At 65.1% G+C, this 2472-nt stretch carries 1 protein-coding gene and 1 pseudogene; both read right to left on the bottom strand.

The features are described from left to right. Positions 1-962: tyrosine-type recombinase/integrase (locus AC2VOU_RS05925; RefSeq protein WP_486956531.1), on the bottom strand; the 962-nt coding region annotated here is incomplete at its 3' end. Between the two features lie 148 nt (positions 963-1110). Next, positions 1111-2244, bottom strand: a pseudogene (locus tag AC2VOU_RS05930) (IS1380 family transposase); the annotation flags it as partial. Positions 2245-2472 lie beyond the last annotated feature (228 nt).

Genomic DNA, 2472 nt, shown 5'->3' on the forward strand with positions numbered 1-2472 from the left:
ATTCCGGCACCGCGCCGCTGCAGCCAGGTCGCAGTAGTGTGGCGGTACTGGTGGGGTGCGAAGTAGATGCCGGTGCGCACCCGCAGGCGGCGTACCAGGTCGTAGACGGCGGGGTAGGCCCACGGGCGCCCTTTCGGCTCCGACCACAGGTTGACGAACACGTAGTCCGAATCCAGGGCGCCGTACTCGCCGTTGAGATAGTCGACATACAGGCGCATCAGCTCCGCGCTGGTCGGCACCGTCCGACACACACCGCCCTTGGCGCGGGCGCGGTTGTCGTTCGGCCGCGGCCGGACGGTGAGGGTCCTGTCCGCGATGTCGAGATCCTCATGACGCAGTCCTAACGCCTCACCGATGCGAACGCCGGTGTCAAGCAGCAGGGCAAACATCAGTCGATCCCGCAAATGCTCACATGCGTCAAGGATCGTCTGAACCTGTTTCACCGTAAGAACTTTCGGCCGCAGCCGAGGCTGCGTGAGTGTGACCGTACGCCGCCGTTGGGATGCGTTCTTGGTCACATGGTGCAGGAACGGCTTGTACGTCGTGGCCGACCAGCCGCGCCGACCCGCCGGGGTCATGGTGACCAGCAGCCCCGTCAACTCGACGCCGTGGCGGGCATGGAACCCACAGAACGACGTCAACGCCGCGAGCTTGCGGTTCACGCTGGCCGCCGAACAGTGATGCGCGACCGTCGGTAACACCGCGACTGTCCCATCACGAGCCTGCGGCGGCAACCGCAGCCACGCTACGAACCCCGCGACATCCTCCTGCGTCACCGACCGCCAGTCACGGCCGTGACCAGTCAAATACACAAACCAGTCCTTCAGATCATGGGCGTAGGCCCTGATCGTGTTCGGCGACTTCTCGATCGACGCCAGGTACGCCAGAAACCGCTCCACCGGTTGGATCGGCAACTGATCGTCACCGAGCACTGTCCATGATTCGAACTCGGTCTCCGGCATGACAACACGCTGCACCCGCAACTCGCACCTCCCGCTATCGCGCTTTCGTGACGGACAGCAGAAGGTAATCGCATCCACCACGCAGAATCCGGGATTTCCAACATCCGTCATGCACGTGGTGGACAGCCGATCAGCAGCTCCAGATAACGGACGGGATATGCGCCAGTGGGCCATCGATCAAATCAGCGAAGGTGGTTTCGATGATGGCGTGGCGGCGGTGGGTGATATCGGCCTCGGCGGTGGGCAACTCGGAGTTGGTGACAAACGGGTGATAGCGCCACACCGGAAACAACGCATCCGGGTATCGGGCGTCTTTGACCCGGCGCACCACCAGCCGCACGGTCAGCGTGCGGCCGCGGCTCAGCCTCAGGGGGTAGGGGGTTTCGGCGACCTGGGCATCGGAGATCAACCGCCCTGTGTCGGGGTCGGTCACCGCGCCGGGGTAGTGCACCGCGGTGTAGGCGGCCTCGTCGATGGCCTCGATCGCGGCGCTGATGCGCTTGTTGCGGCTCACCGACAAGGAGAACTCGGCGCCTTGGGCAACGCAGGTGGTGATCACCTTCTTGGTGCCGAACGCCGAGTCACCGCGCACCAGGATCGTGCCGCAGGGCCCGCAGGCGCGGGCGGTGCCGATGGCCTGCTTGATCTGGGACGCGGCCGCGCGCCCGGAGGCGGCCCTCCCGCTGCGCAGCCGCGCCTCGGCGATGACCGGCGGCGCCTGCGCCGTGGAGATGGTGGTGATCTGCGGTGAGAGGCCCAGCCGCAGCAGCGCGCGGCTGGCGATCTTGGCGTGCCCGAACGAGGCGCCCTGCTTGTGGTGGCCATAGACCGGGCGCAGCAGCGAGTCGATGTCGACGAACACGCGTTCTTGTGCCCCCGCCAGCAGCGGCACCCGGGCCGCCAGCGCCACCAGATGCGCGCGGGCCACCGCGGCGAGCTGGTTGGCGTGCCCGAAGGTGAACTCGCGCAAGAAGATCCCCAGCGTCGAGGGCGCATACACCTCGTTGAACACCCGCGGTGTGCCGCCGGCGCGTAGCACGTTCGCATCATCGATGCTGTCTGCGCCGCACATGATTCCTGCGATGATCGAAGTCAGCTTGCCGGCCGGGTTCACCGCCCCGGACTTCACTCGCGTCGACGGCAGCTGAACGTGCTCGCCGATCAGTCTCGAAAGACCGCTCTGCTCAGCCAGTTCCAGCACCGGCACCAACCCGGCCGACGACACCAGATTCTGCTCGTCAAACACCGCCGACCCGGCGGTAAACGTATAGGATGAGTGCACCGAAAATGCCTTCCCGAACGCTGGACAACAGGACTTCAACAATCCCCATTGTCCCAGTTCAGAAGGCATTTTCGCTGTTCACACGCCGATCAAATCACCGGCCCATCCACGGATTGAGGCTTAGGCTAGAACAGGGGGCCGCTCGGTGACATCCTGCAGGCACTGGTAACGCTCACCGTTGTCGTGGCCGGCTCAGCGCTAACGAAGCATGTATGCCGGCGTTGGAAT

This window comes from Mycobacterium sp. TH-M25 (genome assembly GCF_057473665.1).